The organism is Bradyrhizobium sp. JR3.5 (assembly GCF_054057015.1).
Genome location: NZ_JBSRYV010000002.1, coordinates 5,864,398 through 5,885,058 on the forward strand (window position 1 = coordinate 5,864,398; position 20,661 = coordinate 5,885,058).

Below are 20,661 nucleotides of genomic sequence, written 5' to 3' on the forward strand. Positions count from 1 at the left end.
GGAAAGTGGAGAAGCTTTGCCTCCGGCGGCCGGCGCGCTACAACTTGGCGCAATGTCCAACCAATGGGATATAAGCGATGTCCAACGCCAAGCTGCAGCCCGTCCTCGACCGCATCGACGCCGATTTCGACAACAGTCTCGAGCGGCTGTTCACGCTGCTGCGGATCAAATCGATCTCGGCCGATCCGGCCTTTGCCAATGACTGCAAGGCGGCTGCCGATCACCTCGCCAAGGATATCGCAACCCTCGGCTTCAAAACCGAGGTGCGGCCGACCGCCGGACATCCGGCCGTCGTCGGCAAGCTGAACGGCGCGACCGACGGGCGTCCGCATGTGCTGTTCTACGGCCACTATGACGTGCAGCCGGTCGATCCGCTGAATCTTTGGCACCGTCCGCCGTTTGAGCCCGTGGTGACCGACCATGCCGATGGGCGCAAGATCATCGTCGCGCGCGGCGCCGAGGACGACAAGGGACAGCTGATGACCTTCCTCGAGGCATGCCGGGCCTGGAAGGCGGTGACGGGATCGCTGCCGATCGACATTACCATCGTCATCGAGGGTGAGGAGGAGATCGGCTCGAAGAATTTCGTGCCGTTCCTGGAAGCGAACAAGGCTGAGCTCAAGGCGGACTTCGCGCTGGTCTGCGATACCGGCATGTGGGATCCGAACACGCCCGCGATCACGACCTCGCTGCGCGGCCTGGTCTATGATGAGGTCAAGATCAAGGCCGCCAATCGCGACCTGCATTCCGGCGTGTTCGGCGGCGGCGCGCAGAATCCGATCCGCGTGCTGACGCGGATCCTCGGCGGCCTGCATGACGAGAACGGCCACATCGCCATCCCCGGGTTCTATGACGGCGTGAAGGATCTGCCGCCGGACATTCTGGCGCAATGGAAGCAGCTCAATCTGACGGCGGACAGCTTCCTCAAGCCGATCGGCCTGTCGGTGCCCGCCGGCGAGAAGGATCGGCTCCTGATCGAGCAGGTCTCCTCGCGGCCGACCTGCGACATCAACGGCATTGTCGGCGGCTATACCGGCGAGGGCTCCAAGACGGTGATCCCGGCGGAGGCATCGGCCAAGGTCTCGTTCCGCCTGGTCGAAGGACAGGACCCCGAGAAGATCCGCAAGGCGTTCCGCGATTACGTGACGGCGCGCGTGCCGGCGGATTGCAAGGCCGAATTCATCGATCATTCCTCCGCGCCGGCGATCGCGCTCGACTGGAACATGAAGCCGCTGGCGGCCGCCCGCCGCGCGCTGACCGACGAATGGGGCAAGGAGGCGCTGCTGGTCGGCTCCGGCGCCTCGATCCCGATCGTCGCCGACTTCAAGCGCACGCTCGGCCTCGATAGCGTGCTGGTCGGCTTCGGGCTCGACGACGACAACATCCATTCGCCGAACGAGAAGTACGACCTCAAGAGCTACCACAAGGGCATCCGCTCCTGGGCGCGGATCCTGGCGGCGTTCGCCGACGCCAAATAGCGTGAGGTGAGCACGGTCGAAAGCGGCCGCGTAGCCCGCATGGAGTGAAGCGAAATCCGGGACGGTCGATCCGCGGATGCGTTGCCCCGGATTACGCTGCGCTCCATCCGGGCTACGGAAGAGAAGCCTGCACGCGAAAACGCCGCCCGGAATTGGGCGGCGTTTTGATTCAGGTCGTGTAGAGGGTGTTGGCCGCTAGCTTACCCGAAGATTGTGAAATTCAATCACGGTAGCCGGGATTGACGCGGTCGAGCTTGCGCAGCAGAGGTGGCCAGACCAGCTGGGTCGAGCGCAGCTCGGCGCGATCGGGGTTCGACAGCAGCTCGGTGTTCTTGTCGATCGCGTGCTGGTCGACCGGATAGGCGCTTCCGCCGAGCGCGCGGGTCGCCACCTGCATCGAGCAGGCGCGCTCCAGATGGTACATCCGCTCGAAGGCGGACGCGACCGAGCGGCCGACCGTCAGCGTGCCGTGATTGCGCAGCAGCATGTGGTTCTTGGTGCCGAGATCGCGCTGCAGGCGCGGGCGCTCGTCGTGATCAAGCGCGATGCCTTCATAGTCGTGATAGGCGAGGTCGTGGGTGACGAGCTGCGCGGTCTGGTTCAGCGGCAGCAACCCATCGGGGCCGCTCGACACCGCGGTGCCGTCGACCGTGTGTAGATGGAGCACGCAGCCGGCGTCCTCGCGCACCTCGTGGATCGCCGAGTGGATGGTGAAGCCGGCCGGGTTGATGCTGTAGTCGCTCTTCGAGAGCTGGTTGCCGTCGAGGTCGACCTTGACCAGGCTCGAGGCGGTGATCTCGTCGAACATCAGCCCGTACGGGTTGATCAGGAAGTGATGCTCGGGTCCGGGCACGCGCGCTGAGATGTGGGTGTCGACCAGATCGTCCCAGCCGTAGAGCGCCACCAGCCGATAGCAGGCGGCGAGATTGATCCGCTGCTCCCATTCCGCTGCACTGATATCCGACGGGACTTCCTTCAGGCGCGCTTCCGCTGGCGACATGGCCGATGCTCCATTGATGGCTGTTTCCTGCGTCGAACCTAGCGTCGGCGCCGGATCGCGGCAAGGCAGCGTAATGGCGTGACAGTCATGTGAGCATGCGACGGCTGGCCCACGATCTGGAAGATCATGCTTCAGAAGTGGGCAGAAGCGTAGCAGACGTGCTTTGCGTTACGGTGCCGGGATCGCCAGCAGGCTCGAGATGCTGCGGCCGCGGATATCGTAGACGCGGGCGAACACGACGTCGTCGCGCTTGATCTCGACCATCACGGGGGCGGCCAGGCCCTTGCAGTAGAACTCGCCGAGCGTCATCGCGAAGTCGGCGGCATGGCTGTCCCAGCCGATCGTGAAGTCCGGCCCGAGCGCGACCTGCGCGGGGCGCTGCGGTCCGCACACCGCGACCTTCCACTTGCGATGCTGCGGCGGCACTTCCTGCCGCTCCGCCAGCTGCTCGCGCAGTCCGTCGGATGCCTGCTTCAGCGCCAGGCCCCAATAGTCAAGCATGAAGAAATTGTCGGCGGTCCGCACCGTGCCGGCGATGTGGTTGAAGTGCGTGTACTGATACGGATGCAGGCGGATCATTTCGCTGAGCGGCAGCAGCAGGCCGAACGCGAACACGGCGAGCGCCGCAGGCTGCCAGGCGCGGCGGTTCTCGCCGAGCCAGTCCATGCCGCGGGCGAAGGCGACGCCGCCAAGCACCGCCATCGGCGGGATCACGAAGATGAAGTGGCGGATGCCGTTGTAGAGCGCCGGCCGCTTCACCATTGCGATCACCAGCGGCAGCGTCGCCGCCAGCGTCAGCATCAGCATGACCGACTTGCGCTTCGCCGCCACATCGGTGCGCGACAGCGACATGAAGGTGGTGATGACGGCCGCGCTCAGCAGCACCAGCAGCACTTCGGGAAGCTGCAGCGCGAACAGCGTCGGCAGATAGGACCACGGCATGTCCGGCACCGAGACCAGCGCGCCGTCGAACATCTCCTTCCACGGCTTCTCGAAGAAGTGCGAGAAATAGGTCACCGCTTCCAGCGGATGCCCGGGCTCCATGATCGACCACGGCCAGATCAGGCCCATCACGAGATAGCCCAGCACGAGCCCCGGCAGCAGCACATAGATGACATGGGCAAAGCGATGGGTCGCCTCGCGCGGGCCCTGCTTGCGGAATTCCTCGATCCAGAGCGGGATGAAGCCGACCACCGCGTAGATCAGGGCGAGGCCGCCAAGGACGCGGCAGCCGATCGACAGGCCGGCCCCGAGGCCGACGATCAGGATCGTGCGCGGCGAGGGCGCCGGGTATTCCTCGATCAGGCGGACGAGGCCCATGATCAGGACCACCATCGCGACGGCGAACGGCGCATCCTTCGGATTCATGAACATGTGACCGTAGAAGGTCGGGCACAGCGCGAGCAGCAGCAGGGCCGCCAGTCCCGCCAGCGGGCCACCGACGCGGCGCGCCAGGCGCCAGGTTACGCCAAGCCCGATCACGCCGACGATCGCGCCGAGCAGGCGGCGCGTCTCGAACAATTCGAGCGGGATGACCTTGTGCAACAGCGCCGCAGCCATATCGAAGCCGCCGCCGTACATATAGAGATTGGCGAAGGAGAGCGCGCCGGTGTCCTTGAACCCGGACCCGTACATGCGCAGCAGGAGGTCGGCGTATTCAGCGTGGGTGTAGTCGTCCCAGCCCAGACCGTAATCGCGGAATGTGAGGCCGGCGACCACGGCGACCACGCCGAGGACGAGGAAAGCGAGATCGTCGCAGGTCTTCTCCACCGAGCGCCGTGCAGGCGCCTCGAGGGCAGACGTCGTAATCGATGACATAGCTAGTGATACCGGCGTACCTGTGGCCCAGTTTGGCGCTTTAGGGCCTCATTCCCCGGCATCCATAGCGCAGTTCCGTTTCCAAGTAATTGGTAATTGTGGCGTAATTTCCCAGATGCATTGCAATATATTGGCAGCAATTCGTAGCCAGTAAATCTACGGGAGACGGGGGCCTGCACGTGGCCGCAGCCGCGATCAAAAAGCGCATCAGGGCCCTGTTAAGTGGGATTTTAGGGAACTCCGTCTACAATTGGCGGTTGGCGGTGTGGGCAATATGACGGTATCGTGGCGTTGGTGGCCCACGCCGATTTTCGGTCGGATCTCCCGGGGGTTAGTTAGATGATGGTTGGTCTGTTGGTCGTCGGCGTGGGCCTGGTTGTGGCGGGCTTGGCGGCGATCGGCTTGGGAATCCCCTACAAGGAATTCAGCGTCGGCAGCGCGTTGATCACGACAGGCGTGGCTGGCGTTTGCACCGGCGCGATCGTGCTGGCGCTCGCCGCCATCCTTCGGGAACTCCAGGTCATCGCCAGGCGGCTAGATCCTGTTGCCGCAGGCGCCCGGGCCGAGGTTCCGCTAGCGTCTGCAACTTCCCCGCGCAATACCCCCGAGAATCCTGTTTTCCCGCCGCCGCGCGAGCCCAAGGTCGCCGCGCCTCCGCCGCCGGTCCTGCCATCCGCGCCCACGGTCCCACCGCCCTGGCACGACGAAATCCCCTTGCGTGGCGCGCCGGGCGAGGGGCCGCCGCCCGTGCCGGGTGGAGCGCCCCCGGAGGGCGAAGCCACGCCCAAGCGGCGCAACCTGTTGTTTTCGTCCTCGCGGAAGGAACGCGAGCGGGGCCAGAGCCGCACGGCCGAGCCGCTGACGCCGGATCTGCTGTCGCCGGAGCTGCGTCCTGGTCCGGCCGCGGCGGCCGAGCCCGCGCCGGCAACGTTCGACGATGCCTGGCCGAAGGCCGAGCGGCCGAGGTCGGTCGATGTCGCCCCGCGGCGCACGCCCCGGCCGTCGACCTTCGGCGAGACCCAGTCCAGCCGGCGCGGCGCCATCATCGGGCCATCCACCGCCGCCCCAGGAGCAGCCGCCGGTGACCGTGCTCAAATCGGGCGTCGTCGACGGCATGGCCTATTCGCTCTATTCGGACGGATCGATCGAGGCGCAGATGCCGGAGGGCATGATGCGGTTTACCTCGATCGACGAGCTCAGGTCGCATTTGGAGCAGCGGCCTTAAGGTCCGCATCAATACTTGCGGGCGGCCGGTTCGAGGCCGGAAAAATACGGCCGTTCTTGTCAGGTTTGCTGTAATCCGCTCATATTCGCGAAGTAGTACGCGATTCCATTGATGTATTGCTGCACCTGGATACTGTCCGGTGGGCGCCGGGTCGTCGATAGCACGGGGAAGGTTGAGCCATGTCCGATACGTCAGGCAAAACGCCGGTCGAGCTGACCGCAAACATCGTTTCGGCCTATCTCAGCAACAATCCGACGCCGGCCTCGGATATTCCGAGCCTGATCAGCCAGGTCCACGCGGCGCTGCTGCGGGTGTCGAGCGGCCGCGCCGACACGCCGAGCGAGCCGGCCAAGCCGGCGGTGTCGACGAAGAAGTCGATCACGCCGGAATATCTGGTGTGTCTCGAAGACGGCAAGCGCTTCAAGTCGCTCAAGCGCCATCTGCGTACGCAGTACAACATGACGCCCGAGCAATATCGCGACAAATGGGGCTTGCCGGCCGACTATCCGATGGTGGCGCCGAACTATGCGGTGGCCCGGTCGCAGCTCGCCAAGAAGATGGGACTTGGCCAGCAGGCGCGGAAGCGGAAGTAAGGGTTTTACGCGGCGGACGCCAGCGCTTCGCGCGCGTCGTTGCGGATGCGATCGACCATAGAGCGGAGGCCGTTGGAGCGCTGCGGCGTCAGATGGTCGCGGAAGCCGAACTCGTCGAACAGCGCGAGCGCGTCGGTGGCGAGAATTTCCTTCGGCGTGTGCCCGGAAAACAGCGTCAGCACGATCGCGACTAGGCCGCGCACGATGTGGGCGTCGCTGTCGCCGATATAGTTCAGGCGCGGTTCGCCATTGGCATCGCGATCGATCCGCTTCGACAGCCAGACCTGGCTGACGCAACCCTGCACCTTGTTCTCGGCCGAGTGCTCCGCCTCCGACAACGGCTCCAGCGTGCGGCCGAGCTCGATGACATAGCGGTAACGGTCGTCCCACTCGTCCAGCAGCGCAAAATTGTCCCTGATTTCGTCGATCGTCGTCATCGTGGCCCGCGTCCTATTCTCAACGGCTTATATAGGAAGTCGGGCCGCGAATGCGACGAAAATGGAACCGGTTCCCGGTTGTTTTGACGCGTTTTCTTCACGCGAGCCGGCATCCGCCTCACGCGAAAGCGCTCGATTGGCGCTTACGGCATCGGCGGCAGGCGGAATTCAATCGTCTGATCGTCCGCCGTCAGCGTGTCGCGCGACGCGCCCGGGTCGGTATCATCCTTGCCGATCGAGCCGGTGTGGTCGGGCGGCTTCTTGTCGGTGATGATCTGGTAGAGCTTGCGCGCGCCATCGGTCGCGCGCTGGCCGATTGCGGTCGCGGCCTGGCCGCCGACTTCGCAGGCGGAAGGCTGACGCTTGCAGAACTGACCCATGTCGTTGATCGTCGCCGTCGCGGCCGACACCGCGTCCGATGCGCTGATCTGCGGCGTCTTGTCCGCTTCAGGTGTTTTGTCTCTCGGCAGCAGCACGAGCACAAGCCCGAGCCAGAATGCCAAACGCAGCAGGAAGAACATGGCGCGATCCCGGTCGTCTATCTTGTCTTTTGCTTCTTGCGCGGTCGATGCCGCTATTGCCCTCACGGTTAGCATCGGTCGATAAATCGGAAGTGTCTGCATTGAAGTAAATCCGCCGAAAAATCGCGGAAAATTCGCCTGAGTTGATTCGCCGTAAATTTTCGATTGATGGCAGCTGACGGGTGCCAAATCGGCATACTGCGCCGCGTCCACCATTTCGAAACCATAGTTTGTCGCACCCGGAAACCAGCCGTTCACCATCCCCGACAAATGACCGGTGAATGACAGCGTCGAAGCCTCGCCAATGCACGGTGTTTGGCAGCAGGCCGCCCCGCCTTAGCGTTCGCTTAAGTTCGCTCTGACACGTTGGCCTGCAATCACAAAGGAGGCGTTCCGGCGCGTCTGTCTGACGATTAAGCCGAAGCGCGAGTGCTGTGAGTAGTTTGAGTCTGATCCGCGATTGCCTGGATGCGCTGCTGCATCCGTCGGCGCAATATGATGCGCTGACGCGTGCGCGCCACCGTGCCTTCATGGCGCCGCGGCTGCTCGGCAGTCTGGCGGCGCTGGCCTCGTTTCCTGCCTTTCTGGCGATGCGCGGTGCGCCGACGGCGATCGAGGTCGCGGCCTTCGCCTGGCTGATCGCACCGATCCTGCTGTCCTGGTTCCTGTCGCGCACCGGCCGCTATGAAGGCGCGCATGTGCTGTCCTCGCTGGCGCTCGCCGGTCTCGTGATGATGATCGCGGCGTCGACCGGCGGCATCGCGTCGTTCGCGGCGGTGTGGCTTGTCGTGATTCCGATCGAGGCGGCGCTGTCGGCGTCGCGGCGCGTGGTGGCGTTTGCGTTCGCGCTGGCGATGATCTGTGCCGCGCTGCTCAGCGTGCTTGGCCATTACCACGTGCTGCCGGTGGTCGATCCCGCGGTTGCGTCGAACAGCACGCTGGTCGGCTTCGGCGTGGTGTCGGCGATCTTCTATGCGGCCGGGTTGGCCTTCGGCGCGGAGTCACTGGCGCGAACCAGCGTGGCGCTGCTTTACGTCGAGGAAGAGCGCTACCGCCTGCTCGCACACAACATGAGCGACGTGCTGTCGCGGCACAGCCGCAACGGCGCGGTGCGCTTCATCTCGCCCGCGGTCGAGATCATGCTCGGCGTGCCGGCATCGCGGCTGTCCGGCCACGGCCTGTTCGACCGCGTTCATGTCGCCGATCGTCCGGCCTATCTCACCGCGCTGTCGGACGCCGCGCGCGGCGAGTCCCGCAGCGTCGAGTTCCGCGTGCGCCGCGACGGTGCGCGTGGCGAGGCGGCCGCCGAATTCATCTGGGTCGAGATGCGCTGCCGGGCGCTCGAGCAGGCCTCCGCCGATGCCGAGGTGGTCGCCGTGATCCGCGACGTGACCGATCGCAAGGTGCAGGAGCACGCGCTGGAACAAGCGCGCCATGCGGCCGAGCAGGCCGATGCGTCGAAGACGCGCTTCCTGGCCACCATGAGCCACGAGCTGCGGACCCCGCTCAACGCCATCATCGGCTTCTCCGAGATGATCGCGCAGGAAGATGTGCTCGGCCTCGACGCGGCCCGCCGCAAGGAATACGCACAGCTCATCAACGACTCCGGCCAGCATCTGCTGTCCGTCGTTAACGGCATCCTCGACATGTCGAAGATGGAGTCCGGCAATTTCGAGATTTCGCCGGAGCCATTTGCGCCGCGGCCGGCGCTGCTCAATTGCTGCAATCTGGTGGCGTTGAAGGCGCGCGGAGAGCGGTGTCGACCTCGTCACCCGGGTGCCGGACGACCTGCCGATCGTGAATGGCGATTCGCGCGCGTTCAAGCAGATCGTTCTCAATCTGGTTTCCAACGCCATCAAGTTCACCGAGCGCGGCGGCAAGGTGACCGTGTCGGCCGGCGTCGAGGGATCGCGGCTATTGCTGCGGGTCTCGGACACCGGCGTCGGCATCGCTGCCGACGACCTCAAGCGGATCGGCGATCCGTTCTTCCAGGCCGGCAAGACCTATCAGCGCCGTCACGAAGGCACCGGCCTCGGCCTCTCCATCGTCAAGGGGCTGGTTGGACTGCACCATGGCGAGATGAATGTGGAGAGCAAGGTGGGCGAGGGCACCGTCGTGTCGGTCGCGCTGCCGCTGTCGTTCACTCCGCCGGCCGCGGTCGAGCCGTCCAGCAATGTATCGACGCTGAAGCCCGCGCTGCGGTCCGGACTGCAAGAACAAACCCAACAGGTGAAGAAGAGTGCCTAGACAGACTTTGGATGACGACGAAACGCCGCGCCGTCGCCGCGGCGCCAAGGCGGTAGCCATCGCGGCCGAGGACGAACGTGGCCTCGTCCTGCGCCTGCTGCTGCATAGTCCGAAGGATCTGGTTGCGGGCGTGCTGGCATTGTCCGCCATTGTTGCGATCCTGATCAACGCACTGTTCCTGCAGGCTGGCCGTCATCCGTCGCCGATGTTCGGCGGCTCGGTCGTGACGCTGCCGCCGCCGGCCCCGGTTGCCGCCGCCATCAGTCCGATTCCGCGCCCGCGTCCGGCCGAGGCCGCCGCCCGATCGGTCGAGCCCGCTGCCGTGGAACCATCAAGGCCGGTCGACGTGAAGCCGGTGGAGACCAAGCCCGCCGAGTCCAGGTCCGTTGAAGCCAAGCCGGTGGAGCCCAAATCGGTTGAAGCGAAGCCGGTCGATCCGATGGCCAGCCTGGTGATGAAGTCGACCGCCGCGCCGCCGGCATCTGCGCCATCCAGCGTCCCTCGTCCGCCGGCGCCGATCCCGACACAGCATCTGAGCCCGGCCGGCAAGCGCATCGCAGCGGTCCAGCGGACGCTGACCGAATATGGCTACGGCCAGCTCAAGCCGACCGGCACGATCGGTTCGGACACGCAGACCGCGATCGCGAAATTCGAGCGCGCGCGCAAGCTGCCGGTGACCGGACAGATGTCCGATCGCCTCGTGCACGAGCTCAGCACGATGATCGGGCATTCGATCGACTAGATTTTGTCCTCTCGTCATGGCCGGGTGTTACCCGGCCATGATGTCTCTCCTCGACTGTCGTCAGCCGGCTTCGCCCAGCAGAACGTCCCGGACCTCGTCGGAGAACGACTTCTTGCGGCCGGCCACCAGCACCGATTCCGGATCGTCGAGATCCGGAATGCCGCGCGGCATGCCGTGATCGAGCAGGGCCTGCGCGCAGCCGGCCCAATCGCCACCACTGACCGGTTCATTGCAGGACGCCCACGACAAGGTTCCGGACGGCGTTGTCGCCGAAGCCGTGCTGCTCGGTCCATTCCGCGCCGTGCTCGAGCAGGAAGCGTGTCAGCCCGGCATTGCCGCGGAACACCGCGTGATTGAGCGCCGACGCATCCCAATCGCCGCCGCGCACCGCGATGGGCCAGCCCAGCTTGACCATCAGCCGCACCGCATCGTCGCCGCCTGCCGCAGCGAGCTCGGGAAGCAGCCGCAACTGCCTTGGTGAAAGCGATCCCGGAAGATCTGACCGGGCGGCCTGGATCCCCCGCGCTTCGTCTTCGTCGCCGCTGCTGCACGCCGCGACGAAACGCTCGTCATCGGCCAGCGTCTCATCGCCGGTGAGTTGCCGCAGCAGTTCGGCGACCTCGGTCAGTCCAAACTGCAAACCGTAGCGGTAGGCGCTGAGACCGTCCGGTGTCGTGATGTGTGGATCCGCGCCGGCGTCGAGCAAGGCCGCGATGCATGTCCGCGATCGCCGCCGCCGGATCGCCCACATCAGCGGCGATCCGCAATCCGTCAACGGCGCGTTGCGGGCCGGCTCGTTCGGATCGCCGCCGTGCCGCAGCAGCAATTTGAGCGCCGGCAAGTTCTCGTCGTCGAGCACCTTGTACATCGCGTTCGTGCCTGCGATCCGCGCGCCGTGCTCGAGCAGGGCGCCTGTCGTCACAGTGCCCTCGAGCGAGTGGTACAGCGATTCATTGTCGTTCGGATTGGCGCCGGCCTCGAGCAACAGCCGGGTCAGCGCGAGATCGTGATTGCGCCCGGCGGCGCCATACAGCGCCGACAGCGGATTGCTGTCATCGGGCGCGTCGAGCGATCCGGGCGGCCAGCGGCTGCTGATGTGCTGGTCGGGATCGGCGCCGGCCTGCAGCAGCAGGCGCGCGCAGCGATGCAGCCGCGCCTGAAATTCCGGAATCTGCAGCAGGCTGGAATGCGTCACCGCAACCAGCGGCGGCAGTTTTAGGGGACCGCCGGGACGGTTGACCCATGCGGGATCACTGGCTGCAGTGCGCCGTATCGTCTCTTCGTCACCGATGGCGCAGGCGAGATAGGGATCATCGGCCACAAGATCGGGATCCTCGGTAAGCATCCGCACCGCGACGCGCGGATGGGCGCGATCGGTGGTGCCGTCGACGTCTGCGGCATAGACCAGTTGCAGCCAGCGCCGCACCCGGTCGGCCTTGCTCTTACCAGGCGGCAATTGGGCTTCGACATAGCGCCGCAGGTCCGGCCACGAGGCGAAGCCGAGATCGCGAGCCACGCAGGACTGCGCATCGTGGAGCCGCAGATCAAGTGCGGCGATCTGGGCGTCGCTGCGCCCGGCCGCGGCCGGAAGCGCCTGCCGGAAACGGGCGTAAGCCTCCGGGGCCTGTCGCCGGTAAAGGCGAATGAGCTCCTTGGCCTGCTTCTTCAGATATTCGAGATTCAATCGCGCGGGCGATCGGTCCATGGAAACCTCCGTGCATCAATCGCCGATGGTCCACAAAACCGGCTGCACAAAGGCTTTGGTTGGCCGAGTATCAGGTGCAAGTGGGTTCAACCCTTCCCGTGGACCCGGGCGCGGCTTGCACCGCAGATACAAGGATATGAGCGAGGCTTGTGTCGGTCAACCCGCCGGTGCGTGATGTCATCTGTGACAATTGGACGTGGCCGCGGCGCTGGCCTATAGGTCGGCGCATGCGATTGAAAACCAGCATATGGGTCGCGGCGTATCTGCGCCGCTGCCAGACCGAAGGCGTGTTCGGCGCGATCCGCAAGAAGGGCGCCGAGGAAGCCGGCGCCGTGTTCGTCAAGGTGGCGCTGATGGACGGCAATGCGATGCTGTATGCGCCGGCGCCGCAGACGGTTTATGACGACAGCCGTCCGGCCGAGCGGCTGTTCGTGCCGACGGCGCAGCAGCCGGTGTCGGAGCCTTCGGTCGAGGAGCGATTGACCAAGGAGCTCCGCTTCGATCCCGATGCCTGGATCGTGGAGACCGAAGATCGCGCCGGGCGGCACTTTCTCGATCTGGCGAAGGCCTAGCTTCCAGACTTCTGGTTGCGAAAGCCAGGCGCGCTGCCGGGCTGCACCGCGGATCGCGTCTGCGAAGACGTCGCGCGCACGTGATGGCGCTCGTCATCATAGAGCGACGAGCGATACCTGGCGCGCGCCACTGCCATGGTCGAGCCGCGCCATGCCGCCAGCATCACCAGCGCGGAGCGCTCGCTGAGACGATCGTAGAGCCGCGACAGCCGATAGACATAGTTGACCGACGAGCCGGCTTCCGGATTGAGGAACATCAGGATCCGCTGGAATGCGGCGCTCGAGACATCAAGCGCCCGCATCGCGCAGGCGAGCGGCTCGCCGCCGGGATCATTGACGACCTCCGCCGCGATCCGCGACGGCAGGATCAGTGCCTCGCCGAGTTCGAGCGCGAAGTTATCGAGGTCCTCGGCAAATGCCGCCATCTCCAGGATATGGATCGCGCGCGCGGCGCGAGCCGCCGGAATCCGCGCCGCGGCCTTCAGCGGCGTCTCCTGCAGATTGTGCAGGATCTGCGCGCGCTCCTTCGCGCTGGCGGCAAAGAACATGTCGGAGATCTCGGCGGCATCGTTCGGTCGCATCGCAAGGCTCGCGGCCATCCGCAGCTCTGCCTCGGTCGGGATCTTGGCGGGCAGCGCGGACGGTGCGGGTGCGGGAATTGGCGCGGCAGCCGGCATCGGCTGCTCCGGACCGGTGCGGCGCAGCCCGAGCTTGTCCATGATCCTGGCGGGCGTTGCCGGATAGATCGCAAGCCGCGCGCGGACGGCGGCGCGGGTCGCGTCGTCGACCTCGTCGATCAGGCGCGACGTCAGCTCGACGAACTGGCGCTCTTCGTCGGCGGAGTGCGCGCTCGCCTGCACATACAGGTCGGTCAGGACGCGCAGCAAAGTGGGGCGGATGTCGACTCCCTCGCGGCGGGAGAGCGTCATCAGCCCATCGAAACCAGGAAATAGCGGAGCTGCGCTCATCTCGGGCGTACGCGACTTGCCAATAAGACTCGGTTTGAAAACCTTGTGGCAGCGAGCCTACGCAGGCTGTTTTAAGACGCAGTTAAGGAAAACAAGCCGTGAAGGCGAACGCTCGAATTTGCGCGTGTCTATTGAGGCACAGCACCACATCCGTAACCGTCCGTATCGGCGGCTTAAGATGTCGTTAACCATGCGCGTTCTTAACTCGGCGAGCGCGGGGCAAATCATGTCCGTGCGGGGCCAGAGAGAACGGAACATGGGCACCATCGTTGAGTTTCCGGCGGATGCGGCTGCACGGCGGCCGAGCGTTGCCGGCGCTGCCGGCGAAGGCATGGGGACCGTGCTGATCCTTCCCGTCGTGCGGATCGAGCGAACGACGGAGGAGACCAGTGGAGGTCGCGGACCGGAGCGGGGCACTGCGCAGGGCCGTCGTCGCCGACGCCGCTCCTGATCCAATGCCGGAACTTGCGCAGCGGACCGCCGCTCGGCGGTCACTCCCGGCGCTGATCCTGCTGGTTGCGGGCTCGGCGCTCGCTGGCTGCAGCGGCGGCGATTTCGGCCGCACCCGCGCCGACTTCCGCAACGACGACATGCATCGCTGGATGGGTGCCGAAGCGACCGGCAGCGTCGGCAAGAACGCCTCGCAATTCCAGCTCACCGAACACGAACGTCAGCTGCGCGATCTCGCCTATCAGTTCATCGAGCCGCCGCTGTCGCGACCGGCGTGGAAGAGCGTGTACGGCGACTACCAGCCGCTGCCTTCGCCGTGGCGGCAGAGGGTCGTGTTCGATCGCACGGCGTACGGCCGCAATCTGATCGACGAGCCGCATCGCTCGTTCGCCTCGCGCTATTCGCTGCTGATCGACCAGGTCCGCGACGACATCACGCGCTTCGAGCCGTTCTTCGCCACCGCGATCCAGGTGATCGAGCTGGATCGCAAGCGCAGTGCCAGCCTCAAGATGATCGCCGACCTGTCGCCGCGCGAGAAGGCGGACGCGGTGGCGCGGATGGAAGAGAACACGCTGATCGTGCAATGGGTCCAGCAGAGCCTGGAGCGGCGGATCTCGTCCTATCGCTGGGCGCTGGAGCGGTTGGTGATCCAGGCGCCCGACGGCATGGCCGCCGACGCCGAACGCCAGATCAACGAGCTCGCCCGGCTCACCGCCAATGCGCCGCTGGTCTCAGGACCGGCCACGGGCCAGGCCGTGGTGTCGAAGGGCTAGGCCCGCTTCATCTTCCTTGTTGTGGGTCTGACGCGGCGACTGCTCGCCTGCCGCGGCAGGCTCGCAATGAACTCCTTCAGCGCATTTGATGGCGGGTGGGCCGAGGGGTAGGCGAGGCCGACCTGGCGCGTGACGTCGACATCAATCGGGCGTACCGCCACATCCGGATTACCGCGCGCCACGCCTTCGGGAACGATCGCAACGCCGACCCCAGCCGCGACCAGCGCCATCGCCCACTCCTCCGATTCCGCGATCGCCACCGACTTACGTGGCGGCGCGGTCCGCTTGAAGAAATTCCTGCTGCTCGCAGTGGCAGCGATCGATCATCGGAACGCCTGCGAAGTCGGTGATCCGCAGCGTCTCTTTGAGGGTGAGTGGATGTGACGGCGGCAATGCCGCGACGTAGCGCTCGCTCCAGAGCGGGATGAAGTGCTCGCCGGCGCCGATCATGCTTTTTGCGACGATCCGCGCATCGGCCTTCTCATTGGCGCCGACCAGCCGAAGCGCGAGATCGGCACTGCCCGTCAGTGGCTTCAGCAGCGCGATCGTCCGCGCCTGATCGAGCGTCCGCAACAGGCCGAGCGTCAGCGCCTGCCTCGTCGCAGGTTTGCGAAACAGGTTTCGCGCCGCATCCGCCTCGTCGATGATCCTGCGGGCGACGCCGTGAAACTGCGCGGCGGACTCCGTCGGCGCCATGCCCTTCTTGTGCCGGATGAACAGCGTGGTGCCGAGCTCGGCTTCGAGATTAGTGATCGCCGCCGAGATCGACGGCTGCGAGATGAAGCAGCGCTTCGCCGCGGCGGTCAGGTTGCGCTCGCGGTAGACCGCGGCGAAATAGCGGAGTTCGCGGATATCCATAGGCACATCCTATCGTAGTGATAGAAAGACAATATTTTACCTATGGAAACGCGACTGGCAAGTCTGCACCGGCTTCAGCGGAGGATTTGTCATGCGCATCCACCATCTCAACACCGGCACCATGTGCCCGATCGGCAAGCGGCTCGTGAACGGCAGCGGCAGCATCTTCCAGCGCGCCCGGATGGTCTGTCACTGCCTGCTGGTCGAGAGCAATGACGGCCTGGTGTTGGTCGACACCGGTATCGGCCTTGACGACATCGGCGACCCGCCGCGGCTCGGCCGCAAATGGGTGCGGCAGACGACGCCGCGGCTCGATCCGGCCGAGACGGCCGTCCGCCAGGTGAAGGCACTCGGCTTCTCGCCCGACGATGTGCGGCATCTGCTGCTGACGCATCTCGATCGCGACCATGCCGGCGGCGTGCCGGACTTTTCGAAAGGCCAAGGTGCACGTTCATCGCAAGGAGTACGACATGGCGGTGACGCATCAGGTCGCGCCGCCGGAAGGCCGCTACATCACGGCGCAGTGGAAGCACGGTCCGGATTGGGCGTTCTACGGCGCCGGCGGCGAGGACTGGTTCGGCTTCCAGGGCGTGCGCGCGCTCGGCGATCGCGAGCCGGACATCCTGATGGTCCCGCTGCCGGGCCACACGCTCGGCCATTGCGGCATCGCAGTGCGCGACAAGGACAGGTGGCTGCTGCACGCCGGCGACGCCTATTTCCACCACGCGCAGCTCGATGCCAGGCCGCGGATCCCGCTGGTGCTCGGCATGTTCCAGCGCCGCGCCGACATGGATCGCGCGACGCGCATCCAGAACCAGGAACGGCTGCGCCAATTGAAGGCGGCGCATGGCTCTGATGTCACGATCGTCAACAGCCACGATCCCGTCGATTACGAGACCTGCCGTTGCGGCCGGCACGCGCGCGCCGCGAGCTAGCGCTTGCGTGCCGAAGGCGGCGGGGCGGGAGCGGGGAGCGGCGGAGGTGCTTCCTGCTTCGTCGCGACCGGCTCGGCCTGCACCTTGCAGGACGAGGCCGCGAGCGAGGCCTGTGCCTGCGGCATCAGGCCGGGCTCCGGCGCCAGCGCCTTCAGCAGGATCAGGCCGGTCGAGGTCGGCGAGTCGATGATCAGTCGGTCGGCCGCGGTGACTTCCTCGTCCTCCGGCAGCTCGTTGTGCTGCGCTTCCGTCATGAGATCGAGCTCGATCACCTTCTTGCCAGCGGAGCGATCGTTGATCGCGTAATAGGCGACCTCGTTGCGGGTGTAGAACGACACCGACGTATAGGCCTGGCTGACCGGCACGGTGAGCTTGAGCGGCCCGGTGGAGAGATCGTAGCGGCAGATCGCCACCGCGAAGGCCGGATCCATCAGCGGCATCGGCGAGTTGCCCGGGTCGGCCAGCGGCAGCGGCGTCACCTCGTTGAGCCTGGTCATCGGCGTGAGCCGCGAATAGGCGTCCTGCGAGGCGATGCGCGGCAGCGCCAGCACGCTGACGAGATGCACCACGCCGCCGAGCAGCACGCCTGCGAGGATCGTGAACAGCACGCGGATCATGGGCAGCCCGTCGTTGCAATCGAGGGCATCGGCGCGTCGCGCTGGGTGCGGGTCGCGACCCCGACCGGCGTGTCGTAGAGGCGCAGCATCAGCGCGTAGCGCTCGATGCCGCCGGTCGGCAGCCAGTTGCCGGCGCGCGAGCGCGAGGCGATGTGGATCTCGAAGGTGCCATCGGAGGCGCGCATGATCTCCTGGCTGGTGAAGCCGTAACGTTGCAGCGAGTTCGCGACGAGATGGCCCTTGCGGTCGAACAGCGTCAGCGTCCAGAACCGCGCCGCCGGCGTCACGCCGCTGACCACGATGTCGCAGCGGCCGTCGAGCGGCTTGTTCTTGTCGTCGGTGGTTGCCGAAAACGCGATGCCGTCGCCGGTGCCGATCGGCAGCTCGCCGCTGCGCGCGATCGTGGCCCGCGAATAGGGGTCGACGTCGGAGGTGCCGTTCTTCGGTCGCGCGGTCCAGGCGCCGATCTTCAGCGTGCCGAGATCGGTACCGCGCGTCGCCGTCGCGTAGGTCAGGCCGAGGCCAACGGCCGTGGCGATGACGAGGGCCAGCAGGGTTGAGAGGAGGAGCCGCACGTCAGTTCTTGCGTGGCGCAGGTGCTGTCGCGCCGTCCGGCCCGGCCGCGGCAACGTAGTTTTCGGGGAACGCCAGCGCGCTCGAGGACTCCGGCTTGCCGGCCTGCGAGGGCTCGTTCAGCGTGGTCTTGTTGGCCGTCTTGGCGGCCTCGTCGAGCAGCTTCTCGACCCGCACCAGGATATCGGCGCCACGTTTGGTCAAAACCGGCGGCGGACCCGGCTTGGTCTCCAGCACGCGCGGGGCCGCGTTGGCCTGGGCATTGGCCTGCGCCGGCTGCGGCGGCAGCTTCTGCCCCATGCCGACGCCGACGAGTTCCTTCACTTCCACGCCCTGATGCGCGGCGACCATGATGTCGTGCCAGGTCTGCGCCGGCAGCGAGCCGCCGGTCATGCGGTTGGTCGGCGAATAATCGTCATTGCCGTACCAGACCGCGCAGGTGAAGTTGCCGGTGTAGCCGACGAACCAGGCGTCGCGATAGGCGTTGGTGGTGCCGGTCTTGCCCGCGGTCGGAATGCCGTCGAGCGCGGCGCGGCGCGCGGTGCCTTCGCTGACCACGTGGCTCATCATGCCGGCCATGTCGGCGGCGATATTCGGTGGAATGGCTTGCCGCGGCTTCGGACCGTCGCGGTCCCAGCGCCACACCAGATCGCCGGCGCCGGTGCGCACCTCGAGCACCGAGTGCGGCGTCACCGCCTTGCCGCGGTTCGGGAAGGTCGCATACGCAACTGCGTGCTCGATCACCGTGACTTCATCGGAGCCGATCGGTAGCGACGGCGTATCGGGTAGCGGCGCCTTGAGGCCGAAGCGGGCGCGCGACCTCGACGATCTTGGCGCGGCCGGCCTTCGGGCCTTCCTTGCCGCCCAGCGCGATCGAGAGCTTGACCGGCACCACGTTGATCGAGCGGGTGATCGCCTGCGTCAGCGTGACCTGACCCGAATAGGAATGGCCATAGTTCTGCGGGCACCAATTGCCGATACAGACCGGGCCGTCGACGATCTTCGAGTTCGGCGTGAAGCCGTTCAGCAGCGCCGTGGTGTAGACGTAGGGCTTGAACGACGAGCCGGGCTGCCGGTAGGCGTCGACGGCGCGGTTGAACTGGCTCGCACCATAGTCACGGCCGCCGACCATGGCGCGGATGCCGCCGTCGAGATCGGACACCACGGTCGCGGCCTGCGTCGCGTGATAGTCACGCCCGAACTGCCGGAGCTGGTTCTCGATCGCTTCCTCGGCCGCCTTCTGCACGTTCATGTCGATCGCGGTGCGGACCACGAAGACGCGCTCGGTGTAGGACTTCGGGAACGTGTCGACCAGCTTGCGCATCTCGTCGAAGGCGTAGTCGAGATAGTAGTTCGGCGAGTTCTCGTCGCGCCGGTCGACCGCGACCGCCGGATTGCGGCGGGCACCGAATACCTGGCCCTCGGTCATGAAGCCGGCATCGACGAGGTTGTCGAGCACGACATTGGCGCGGGCGCGCGCCGCGGGCAGGTTGATGTGCGGGGCGTATTTGGTCGGCGCCTTGAACAGGCCGGCGAGCATCGCCGCTTCCGCGAGGTTCACGTCGCGCACCGACTTGTTGAAATAGAAGTGCGCCGCGCCGTCGACGCCGAAGGTGCCGCCGCCCATATAGGCGCGGTCGAGATAGAGCTTCAGGATCTCGTTCTTGGTGAGCCGCGTCTCCAGCCAGATCGCAAGGAAGGCTTCTTTCACCTTGCGCTCGATGGTGCGCTCGTTGTTCAGGAACAGGTTCTTGGCGAGTTGCTGGGTGATCGACGAACCGCCCTGGCGGACGCCGCCGGCCTGCGCGTTGGTGACGAGCGCGCGGGCGAGGCCGGGAACGTCGATGCCGAAATGGTCGTAGAAGCGGCGGTCTTCGGTCGCGAGCGTCGCCTTGATCAGATTGTCCGGAAAGTCTTCCAGCGGGATCGAGTCATTATGCTTGATGCCGCGGCTGCCGATCGGGTTGCCGTAACGGTCGAGGAAGGTCACCGCGAGGTCGGACTTCTTCAGCCAGTCCTCGTCGGCGGTCTCGCGGAACGCGGGGATCGCGAGCGTCAGCATCAGGATCATGCCGCCGAGCCCGATGGTCGCGGCCTCGGACAGCGGCTCGATGAACACCCAGCGCTTCCAGCGGCCGACATAGAAGCGGTCCATGAAGGTGGAATAGCGCTCGTAGAGTTCGCGCAGGCCCTTGCCCGACGAAAACAGCGTCGAGTCGATACGCGCATCGAGGTCCAGGAAGAAATTCCGGACCTTCTGTTTCCAATGCGACGGCATGATCTGAAGGACCGGACCCTTGATCAGTTCGACAGCGCTGCGGGCGCCCGAATCGGGCACAGGCCAGCGTCTTGCTTCGATGTTGCGGCAATCCCAAGGCGCTTTTGCGTCGTTGGGGACTCGTTCGTTGTTCTATCCGAGCGGCTGCCATAAACCAATGGCGCGGCTTGTGAATTTAATGAAAGCCCTAACGCTGCCCACCGGCTTTTTCGACCCCGCAATATCACCCCCTTGCGGAGGGAGCGCCGGCGTCCCAAGAAGAGCTTTACCGCCATGTCAGGGATATCATGACCGCACCGCCCAAGCGCCCGTCGGGCCAGGAGGGATTCTTCTGGAAAACCAAGACGTTGGAAGAGATGTCCAACGCCGAATGGGAAAGCCTGTGTGACGGCTGCGCACGTTGCTGCCTGGAGAAGCTGGAGGACGAGGACACCGGCAAGATCTATTTCACCCATATCTCCTGCAAGCTGCTCGATTCCGGCCTCTGCACCTGCAAGGACTACCCGAACCGCTCCGACCAGGTTCCGGATTGCGTCCGCCTGACGCCGGAGAACGTCCGAACCCTGAACTGGCTGCCGCCGAGCTGCGGCTATCGGCTCGTGGCCGAGGGGCGGGACCTCTACTGGTGGCATCCCCTGATCTCCGGCGATCCCAACACGGTTCATGAAGCCGGGGTCTCGGTACGCGGGCGGGTGGAAGGCACCGAACTCGATGTCAACGACGCCGATCTCGAGGATCACATCGTGCGCTGGCCGGCGCTGCTGCCGAAACGGGCGCAATTGAAGAAGCGGCCCAAGATCTCCAAGTAGATTTCCAAGACGCAACGCTGACGGCGCGAGAGCTGGCGCCGGCTGTTGTGCGATCACGTCAT

At 65.7% G+C, this 20,661-nt stretch carries 18 protein-coding genes and 4 pseudogenes; 11 read left to right on the top strand and 11 right to left on the bottom strand.

Annotated elements, in window-relative coordinates:
• Positions 1-77 precede the first annotated feature (77 nt).
• On the top strand, positions 78-1,478 hold the full coding sequence (locus tag ACVWW1_RS44820) for a M20/M25/M40 family metallo-hydrolase (protein ID WP_456660288.1): 1,401 nt from the start codon (positions 78-80) through the stop codon (positions 1,476-1,478).
• A gap of 220 nt (positions 1,479-1,698) precedes the next feature.
• Here the strand turns inward: ACVWW1_RS44820 and ACVWW1_RS44825 are convergent, their stop codons facing one another.
• Positions 1,699-2,478 (bottom strand): class II aldolase/adducin family protein, encoded by a 780-nt coding sequence (locus tag ACVWW1_RS44825; protein ID WP_173641786.1) that lies wholly within the window; start codon positions 2,476-2,478, stop codon positions 1,699-1,701.
• A gap of 168 nt (positions 2,479-2,646) precedes the next feature.
• Positions 2,647-4,296 (bottom strand): glycosyltransferase family 39 protein, encoded by a 1,650-nt coding sequence (locus ACVWW1_RS44830; protein ID WP_176532528.1) that lies wholly within the window; start codon positions 4,294-4,296, stop codon positions 2,647-2,649.
• A 339-nt stretch (positions 4,297-4,635) separates the two neighbouring features.
• Between ACVWW1_RS44830 and ACVWW1_RS44835 the strand changes: the two genes are divergently transcribed.
• Positions 4,636-5,595 carry a hypothetical protein gene (locus ACVWW1_RS44835; protein ID WP_456660289.1) on the top strand — a complete coding sequence of 320 codons (960 nt, stop codon included), beginning with the start codon at positions 4,636-4,638 and terminating at the stop codon, positions 5,593-5,595.
• Positions 5,596-5,700: 105 nt separating this feature from the next.
• The gene (locus tag ACVWW1_RS44840) at positions 5,701-6,114 is read left to right on the top strand and encodes a MucR family transcriptional regulator (protein ID WP_176532526.1); all 414 of its coding nucleotides are present in this window, start codon (positions 5,701-5,703) and stop codon (positions 6,112-6,114) included.
• A 5-nt stretch (positions 6,115-6,119) separates the two neighbouring features.
• Here the strand turns inward: ACVWW1_RS44840 and ACVWW1_RS44845 are convergent, their stop codons facing one another.
• Both ACVWW1_RS44845 and ACVWW1_RS44850 read right to left on the bottom strand, forming a co-directional pair.
• Positions 6,120-6,551 carry a SufE family protein gene (locus ACVWW1_RS44845; protein WP_173641789.1) on the bottom strand — a complete coding sequence of 144 codons (432 nt, stop codon included), beginning with the start codon at positions 6,549-6,551 and terminating at the stop codon, positions 6,120-6,122.
• A gap of 143 nt (positions 6,552-6,694) precedes the next feature.
• A complete protein-coding gene (locus ACVWW1_RS44850; protein WP_456660815.1) occupies positions 6,695-7,072 on the bottom strand; it encodes a DUF5330 domain-containing protein in 378 nt (125 codons plus the stop codon).
• A 443-nt stretch (positions 7,073-7,515) separates the two neighbouring features.
• On the opposite strand from ACVWW1_RS44850, the pseudogene ACVWW1_RS44855 reads away from it, so the two are divergent.
• Together ACVWW1_RS44855 and ACVWW1_RS44860 are read left to right on the top strand one after the other, a co-directional pair.
• Positions 7,516-9,319, top strand: a pseudogene (locus tag ACVWW1_RS44855) (ATP-binding protein).
• 7 nt (positions 9,320-9,326) lie between these two features.
• Entirely contained in the window at positions 9,327-10,061 is a 735-nt protein-coding gene (locus tag ACVWW1_RS44860; protein WP_456660816.1) for a peptidoglycan-binding domain-containing protein, read from the top strand.
• Between the two features lie 60 nt (positions 10,062-10,121).
• Here the strand turns inward: ACVWW1_RS44860 and ACVWW1_RS44865 are convergent, their stop codons facing one another.
• Both ACVWW1_RS44865 and ACVWW1_RS44870 read right to left on the bottom strand, forming a co-directional pair.
• A complete protein-coding gene (locus ACVWW1_RS44865) occupies positions 10,122-10,310 on the bottom strand; it encodes a hypothetical protein (RefSeq protein ID WP_456660290.1) in 189 nt (62 codons plus the stop codon).
• Positions 10,288-11,766: a hypothetical protein gene (locus tag ACVWW1_RS44870; RefSeq protein WP_456660291.1), complete on the bottom strand. Its 1,479-nt coding sequence runs from the start codon at positions 11,764-11,766 to the stop codon at positions 10,288-10,290. Before ACVWW1_RS44870 ends, ACVWW1_RS44865 begins: the two co-directional genes overlap by 23 nt.
• Before the next feature lie 227 nt (positions 11,767-11,993).
• Between ACVWW1_RS44870 and ACVWW1_RS44875 the strand changes: the two genes are divergently transcribed.
• Positions 11,994-12,338, top strand: a complete 345-nt coding sequence (locus tag ACVWW1_RS44875; protein WP_176532524.1) for a DUF1491 family protein — start codon at positions 11,994-11,996, stop codon at positions 12,336-12,338.
• On the opposite strand, the gene ACVWW1_RS44880 is transcribed toward ACVWW1_RS44875, so the two are convergent.
• A complete protein-coding gene (locus tag ACVWW1_RS44880; protein WP_456660292.1) occupies positions 12,335-13,267 on the bottom strand; it encodes a DUF2336 domain-containing protein in 933 nt (310 codons plus the stop codon). The two genes, ACVWW1_RS44875 and ACVWW1_RS44880, sit on opposite strands and share 4 nt — an antisense overlap.
• Before the next feature lie 295 nt (positions 13,268-13,562).
• Here ACVWW1_RS44880 and ACVWW1_RS44885 point away from each other — a divergent pair, with 295 nt between their 5' ends.
• On the top strand, positions 13,563-13,757 hold the full coding sequence (locus ACVWW1_RS44885) for a hypothetical protein (protein WP_456660293.1): 195 nt from the start codon (positions 13,563-13,565) through the stop codon (positions 13,755-13,757).
• A 4-nt stretch (positions 13,758-13,761) separates the two neighbouring features.
• Positions 13,762-14,529, top strand: a complete 768-nt coding sequence (locus tag ACVWW1_RS44890; protein WP_456660294.1) for a hypothetical protein — start codon at positions 13,762-13,764, stop codon at positions 14,527-14,529.
• Here the strand turns inward: ACVWW1_RS44890 and ACVWW1_RS44895 are convergent.
• A pseudogene (locus ACVWW1_RS44895) lies at positions 14,526-15,387 on the bottom strand (LysR family transcriptional regulator). The gene ACVWW1_RS44890 and the pseudogene ACVWW1_RS44895 overlap by 4 nt on opposite strands.
• Before the next feature lie 181 nt (positions 15,388-15,568).
• Between ACVWW1_RS44895 and ACVWW1_RS44900 the strand changes: the two are divergent.
• A pseudogene (locus tag ACVWW1_RS44900) lies at positions 15,569-15,775 on the top strand (MBL fold metallo-hydrolase); the annotation flags it as partial.
• Positions 15,776-15,857: 82 nt separating this feature from the next.
• Positions 15,858-16,322, top strand: coding sequence for a hypothetical protein (locus ACVWW1_RS44905; RefSeq protein WP_456660868.1), 465 nt, complete (start codon positions 15,858-15,860; stop codon positions 16,320-16,322).
• On the opposite strand, the gene ACVWW1_RS44910 is transcribed toward ACVWW1_RS44905, so the two are convergent.
• The 3 genes and pseudogenes from ACVWW1_RS44910 to ACVWW1_RS44920 form a co-directional block, all read right to left on the bottom strand.
• Positions 16,319-16,939, bottom strand: coding sequence for a DUF1254 domain-containing protein (locus ACVWW1_RS44910; protein ID WP_456660295.1), 621 nt, complete (start codon positions 16,937-16,939; stop codon positions 16,319-16,321). The two genes, ACVWW1_RS44905 and ACVWW1_RS44910, sit on opposite strands and share 4 nt — an antisense overlap.
• The gene (locus ACVWW1_RS44915; RefSeq protein WP_176532518.1) at positions 16,936-17,514 is read right to left on the bottom strand and encodes a DUF1214 domain-containing protein; all 579 of its coding nucleotides are present in this window, start codon (positions 17,512-17,514) and stop codon (positions 16,936-16,938) included. The genes ACVWW1_RS44910 and ACVWW1_RS44915 overlap by 4 nt, the downstream gene beginning before the upstream one ends.
• A 1-nt stretch (position 17,515) precedes the next feature.
• Positions 17,516-19,790, bottom strand: a pseudogene (locus ACVWW1_RS44920) (transglycosylase domain-containing protein).
• Positions 19,791-20,077: 287 nt separating this feature from the next.
• Between ACVWW1_RS44920 and ACVWW1_RS44925 the strand changes: the two are divergent.
• The gene (locus ACVWW1_RS44925; RefSeq protein ID WP_456660296.1) at positions 20,078-20,599 is read left to right on the top strand and encodes a YcgN family cysteine cluster protein; all 522 of its coding nucleotides are present in this window, start codon (positions 20,078-20,080) and stop codon (positions 20,597-20,599) included.
• Positions 20,600-20,661 lie beyond the last annotated feature (62 nt).

Excerpts from the sequence above, each read along its gene's own strand:
- ACVWW1_RS44820 (WP_456660288.1), top strand. The coding sequence starts at position 78 with ATGTCCAACGCCAAGCTGCAGCCCGTCCTCGACCGCATCGACGCCGAT.
- ACVWW1_RS44825 (WP_173641786.1), bottom strand. The coding sequence starts at position 2,478 with ATGTCGCCAGCGGAAGCGCGCCTGAAGGAAGTCCCGTCGGATATCAGT.
- ACVWW1_RS44830 (WP_176532528.1), bottom strand. The coding sequence starts at position 4,296 with ATGTCATCGATTACGACGTCTGCCCTCGAGGCGCCTGCACGGCGCTCG.
- ACVWW1_RS44835 (WP_456660289.1), top strand. The coding sequence starts at position 4,636 with ATGATGGTTGGTCTGTTGGTCGTCGGCGTGGGCCTGGTTGTGGCGGGC.
- ACVWW1_RS44840 (WP_176532526.1), top strand. The coding sequence starts at position 5,701 with ATGTCCGATACGTCAGGCAAAACGCCGGTCGAGCTGACCGCAAACATC.
- ACVWW1_RS44845 (WP_173641789.1), bottom strand. The coding sequence starts at position 6,551 with ATGACGACGATCGACGAAATCAGGGACAATTTTGCGCTGCTGGACGAG.
- ACVWW1_RS44850 (WP_456660815.1), bottom strand. The coding sequence starts at position 7,072 with ATGTTCTTCCTGCTGCGTTTGGCATTCTGGCTCGGGCTTGTGCTCGTG.
- ACVWW1_RS44870 (WP_456660291.1), bottom strand. The coding sequence starts at position 11,766 with ATGGACCGATCGCCCGCGCGATTGAATCTCGAATATCTGAAGAAGCAG.
- ACVWW1_RS44875 (WP_176532524.1), top strand. The coding sequence starts at position 11,994 with ATGCGATTGAAAACCAGCATATGGGTCGCGGCGTATCTGCGCCGCTGC.
- ACVWW1_RS44880 (WP_456660292.1), bottom strand. The coding sequence starts at position 13,267 with ATGACGCTCTCCCGCCGCGAGGGAGTCGACATCCGCCCCACTTTGCTG.
- ACVWW1_RS44885 (WP_456660293.1), top strand. The coding sequence starts at position 13,563 with ATGGGCACCATCGTTGAGTTTCCGGCGGATGCGGCTGCACGGCGGCCG.
- ACVWW1_RS44890 (WP_456660294.1), top strand. The coding sequence starts at position 13,762 with ATGCCGGAACTTGCGCAGCGGACCGCCGCTCGGCGGTCACTCCCGGCG.
- ACVWW1_RS44905 (WP_456660868.1), top strand. The coding sequence starts at position 15,858 with ATGGCGGTGACGCATCAGGTCGCGCCGCCGGAAGGCCGCTACATCACG.
- ACVWW1_RS44910 (WP_456660295.1), bottom strand. The coding sequence starts at position 16,939 with ATGATCCGCGTGCTGTTCACGATCCTCGCAGGCGTGCTGCTCGGCGGC.
- ACVWW1_RS44925 (WP_456660296.1), top strand. The coding sequence starts at position 20,078 with ATGACCGCACCGCCCAAGCGCCCGTCGGGCCAGGAGGGATTCTTCTGG.